We start from the raw sequence: 3,225 nt of genomic DNA, 5'->3' as shown, positions 1-3,225 counted from the left end.
TTTCTTTTGACGAGGCGGCAAGATTCACTTGATGTTACGGTCTGCTGGTTTGCTCGCACTCCGCGAGAGAGTTACTTTGTCACAGGGCTTCAACCTTAGGATTTCGCCACCAGTTGCCTGTCAGCTACCGAGCGTCTTGACACTTACTCGGGTTGGACTTTCACCAACTAGCAATTAACGGCTTGCTGGGCACGCGTAAATGAAAAGCAAAAAACCGACTATTACAGTCGGTTTCTTATTTTCTATCAATTATTCTTTCGAATGTTTTATATTTAATTTATACTCATTTTTTTTAAATAATGACCAGTATAACTTCCTTTTACATTTGCCACTTCTTCAGGAGTTCCGATTGCAACAATCATTCCACCTTTATTTCCACCTTCTGGTCCTAGGTCGATTAAATAATCGCTATACTTGATGACATCTAAATTATGTTCAATAACTAAAACGGTGTTACCTTTTTCCACTAATTTTTCAAGTACATTTAATAGATTATGAACATCATAAATGTGAAGCCCGGTCGTAGGTTCATCCAAAACATAAAAGGTTTTACCTGTTGAACGTTTGGACAAGCTCAGTTGCCAATTTTACACGTTGTGCTTCACCACCAGATAGAGTAGTTGCTGGTTGACCTAAACGAACATAACCCAATCCAACATCATTCAATGTTTGTAATTTATTTTTTATTTTTGGGATGTTAGTAAAGAATTGCAATGCTTCCTCAACCGTCATATTTAGAAAGTGATCAATGTTTCATGAAAAAGTTGCCAGGGACAACCTGTATAATTTCATCCCAGGTGACTCGAATGACTGCGAGTTTCGTTGCCCTGTTGAGATTCCATTTCCGGGCAACGTACTTATCGGGAAAATCTGTTGGCTTTTCATAAATTACAATCAGGGGCATTTTGTATTCTTCAAAGTTAATAGCTAGACTCTTGCATTTTTGATTTAAATCCCTAAAAAAGGACAAACGGGTGGTGTCCCTATCAATAGCCATTTTTAAGCGGTCAATTTCAGGAGTTCCAGCACCTTTTTGAGTGGGGTTTTCGCCTTTCCTTCCTGGTAGGCATAAACAACCACCTGTCCCAAGGCATCTTCCCTGATCCTTCGGACCGTATCACCTAGAGTATGGGGTGTGGATTTGGACCATTCATGTCACTGGAACTCAAGAAAATTCTGGGTGAGATACTGAATCACCCAATACCTTTCAATGGCTTTAAAGGACAATACCTGATATTGGTCAAAACCCAGTAGCTCCTTAAAATAACGATATCCTGTCTCAATTTCCCACCGGACCTGATAATACTTAAGGATGGTAACGACATCCAGAGTAAGGTCGGTGCACAGGATGGTGAAGGGAGATTTTTCCCGGTTGAACTTCTTCTCCCAGGAAAGCAGGATTTTGATATTTTCAATTTCCGACAGTGGGCCTTCCATTTCACATATCCGGTATCGACTCTTTCCCTTCACTGTAACGGTGCGAAGGTCGGATTCGTCGATAACCTTTTTTGCGAATTCGGAAATCTTTATACGGTAGCCCTTTGGACAAATCAGTCGATTATTCTTAGTTGCACATATTACATGGAACCCTTTTGCGTTACAGGCATCAATTACATTCTTGCTCGAATACCAACTGTCCATCAACACATAGACCTGTTCCTCTTCAGTTGCCGGAAAAGCCTTAATGAGTTCCATGGCAAGTTCAATCTTGCTTTTGAACTCCAACCCGTTTTCCGTGCAGAATGATTCACGGAAATAGGGACGATAGTCCCAGGCAAACGAGTAGCCTTCGGCCACCACGTGGGCGGTAACGACGCAATGGGACCATATTGACTTTCCATCCGCATGCGAATGATGAAAATCCAGACGTTCCATCTTCCTCGCAGCTGGAGTTTTCCTGCAACTAGAGTCATCCATAATAAAGAAGATGATAGGTCTTGAATCTCCAGCTTTCTCACGGTCCTTACGGATTTTCTCCATCAAGAAGGACATCCTTCTACGCTGCACACGGTTGGGACACCAGGGGGATTCCTTAAGGAATCGGGTCATGGAACTCAAGTCGCGTTTCTTGCCAGTGCTGTTCATGATTTGGGTTACATTCTTTCTTCCAGCGGCAAGGATGATTCCATGCATATAAGAAAGCAGATGTTTCATCTGCGGCTTTGAAAGTGTAAGACCAAGGGCAAGAACAAACTTGACGATAGTAGTGTGGAAAGATACCATAACACTAAGACATCTCCTTTTTTCTGGGATTTTTGGTGAGTGTGGTAACTTTCCAATTCCACGAAAAAAGGGATGTCATTCTTATTTTTTGGCACTAACCAAAACTAGTCATTAACCGACAGATTTTGACGACAGCATTTTTGCAAGACTCAAGTTAATAGTTTTAAAATCATTCAGTATCATTATCTTTACCCCTAATCCCATCTTCCAACATCCTATTGATGCCATTTGCTGTAACAATCGTTTCAAGTTCCCACTTAGCTCCGGTAACGCCATAATTTTGTCTTCTTGCTTTGTTTTTTCCGCATTATACAAAATCATATCAATTGCAGTCCAAGCATGGTCTAGTACAGATTCTTCATCTTCCGTCCAATCAATCATCATAAGTTTCCTGATTTTTTCAGTCCGGTTTTGCTGCTCTTGGTGTAATTTACTCATTGATGTCACTCCTTATATCTTCCCAAAAATAACCTATCGTGGATATGTGCCCAGCTTTGATTTAGCCGGATCTTTTTTTATGTATATCGAGGGTTTCCTATTAAAGGTGGGTTATGCGACCAGCATGGTTTTGGTGGAATGAGGACAGATGCCGACGATAAAATTTGGCTGCACATCCCAATGCCCCTCTGCAGATTGGTGCAGTCCCACTAAAAAAACGGAGTTAACAAAGATAAGAAAAACCGGGCAAAAACCGCCCGGTCCTTTTTTGTCTAGCGAATATCCGATAGTTTGTACTCTATGCCATGTACTCCTTTATAATACTCTGGGTACATTTCTCCTCCACATTTTTCACATGAAAACATAGGTGGAGTGGTTGGATCTCCATCGTCCATTAAGTCAAAATCTTTAACTACATTTAAAGGAATGTCTTCTTTTTCATGACACACTAAACAAACATAGCTGACGCTCTGTTTCTTGGACTGGTTTTGGTTTAAGTTTTTCTTCTTTTTCTTCCCTTTTTTGCGGGATTTTGATACCGGTGAGATCGTGAATCACCCTTTC

Annotated in this window: 2 protein-coding genes and 1 pseudogene; all 3 read right to left on the bottom strand. The window is 41.0% G+C overall.

The genetic code is table 11. The annotated features are described in order from the left end of the window. Positions 1 to 272: 272 nt before the first annotated feature. Positions 273 to 753, bottom strand: a pseudogene (locus CU633_RS21830) (ATP-binding cassette domain-containing protein); the annotation flags it as partial. 402 nt (positions 754 to 1,155) lie between these two features. Further along, positions 1,156 to 2,223, bottom strand: coding sequence for an IS701 family transposase (locus tag CU633_RS21820; protein WP_101662656.1), 1,068 nt, complete (start codon positions 2,221 to 2,223; stop codon positions 1,156 to 1,158). 111 nt (positions 2,224 to 2,334) lie between these two features. Next, entirely contained in the window at positions 2,335 to 2,661 is a 327-nt protein-coding gene (locus tag CU633_RS21815) for a hypothetical protein (protein WP_101662655.1), read from the bottom strand. Positions 2,662 to 3,225 lie beyond the last annotated feature (564 nt).

Origin of the sequence: Bacillus sp. V3-13, from assembly GCF_002860165.1 — a bacterium.
Classification (GTDB): Bacteria; Bacillota; Bacilli; order Bacillales; family Cytobacillaceae; genus Bacillus_BJ.
This window is presented reverse-complemented; position numbering and strand designations above follow the sequence as displayed.